The 1,371-nt window shown below is 72.6% G+C and carries 1 protein-coding gene; it reads right to left on the bottom strand.

Annotated features, from left to right (window positions below; all coding sequences use genetic code 11):
• Positions 1-22 precede the first annotated feature (22 nt).
• Positions 23-1,303 carry a GTP-binding protein gene (locus tag FNQ90_RS23270; RefSeq protein WP_182608150.1) on the bottom strand — a complete coding sequence of 427 codons (1,281 nt, stop codon included), beginning with the start codon at positions 1,301-1,303 and terminating at the stop codon, positions 23-25.
• Positions 1,304-1,371: the final 68 nt, after the last annotated feature.

Here is a 1,371-nt window from a genome sequence, read left to right as displayed (position 1 = left end):
GCCGGTGGTCGGTCGGACCGGTTCAGTGGTCGGTGTCGCAGAGGTTCCAGGCCGGGAAGGGGTCGGGGAGGGAGTCCGGGTCGAGGGCGGCGCGTTCCCGTTCGGCGTCGGTGAGCAGGCAGGCGGTCAGGGCCTCGCGCAGGGAGTCGGGGCGCAGCGAGATGCCGATGAACACCAGTTCCTGACCCCGGCCGGCGACCGGCTCCGCGGAAGCGCCGTGCCCGTGCCCGTGCCCGTGTCCGTGCCCGTGCCCGTGCCCGTGGTCGTGTCCGTGCCCGTGGGGATCCGGACCGTTCATCTCCAGCGGTTCGAAGCGGGCGACGGCGCCGGCCTGTGACCACAGGCCGGTCACGCCGGGGCGCGAGCCGAGGGTGAAGAAGCCCTTGGAGCGCATCACCGTGCCGTGCTCGCCGCGGTCCAGCGGGCCGGTGAGCAGGTTCCACAGCCGCTCGGGATGGAAGGGGCGGGGGTCGCGGAAGACCAGGGAGGAGATGCCGTACTCCTCGGTCTCCGGGACGTGGTCGCCGTTGAGTTCGGCCACCCAACCCGGCGCCTGTTCGGCCTTCACCGGGTCGAACAGGCCGGTGCCCAGGACCAGGGAGGGGTCGATCCGGCCGTGTTCGGTGCGGTGGATCCGGGCGGCGGGGTTGAGGCGCCGCAGCAGGTGCTCCAGGCTGTCGGCCTCGGCGGGGTCCACGAGGTCGATCTTGTTGAGCAGGATGACGTCGGCGAACTCGACCTGGTCCACCAGCAGGTCGCTGATGGTGCGGTCGTCGTCCTCGGCGGTGGCCAGGTCGCGTTCCCGCAGGTCGTCGCCCCGGGCCAGTTCGCGCGGGAAGTTGCGGGCGTCGACGACGGTCACCATGGTGTCCGGACGGGCGAGGTCGCCGAGGACGGTGCCGTCCCCGTCGGGGAGGGGGAAGGCGAAGCCGGCGGCGACCGGCATGGGTTCGGAGATGCCGCTGGACTCGATCAGCACGTGGTCGAACCGTCCCTGCCGGGCGAGGCGTTCCACCTCCTCCACCAGGTCCTCGCGCAGGGTGCAGCAGATGCAGCCGTTGGTCATCTCGACCAGGCGTTCCTCGGTGCGGGAGAGGGCGCTGCCCTCACGGACCAGGGAGGCGTCGATGTTGATCTCGCTCATGTCGTTGACGACGACCGCGACGCGCAGGCCGCGGCGGTTGGCGAGGATCCGGTTGAGCAGGGTGGTCTTGCCGGCGCCGAGGAAGCCGGAGAGGACGGTGACGGGGAGCCGGGTGTCCTCGCCGGAGGCGGTGGCGGTGGCCGCGGCGGCGGAGAGCACGGAGGAGAGGGAGTCGGCGCCCGGGGGCGTGCCGGTGGCCGCGGCGGCGGTCGTGAGAGGGGGCGGAG

The sequence above is a fragment of the Streptomyces alkaliphilus genome, from assembly GCF_014141535.1.
Lineage (GTDB): Bacteria > Actinomycetota > Actinomycetes > Streptomycetales > Streptomycetaceae > Streptomyces > Streptomyces alkaliphilus.
The sequence above is the reverse complement of the archived record's forward strand: the minus strand, read 5'-3'. Positions and strand labels throughout refer to the sequence as shown.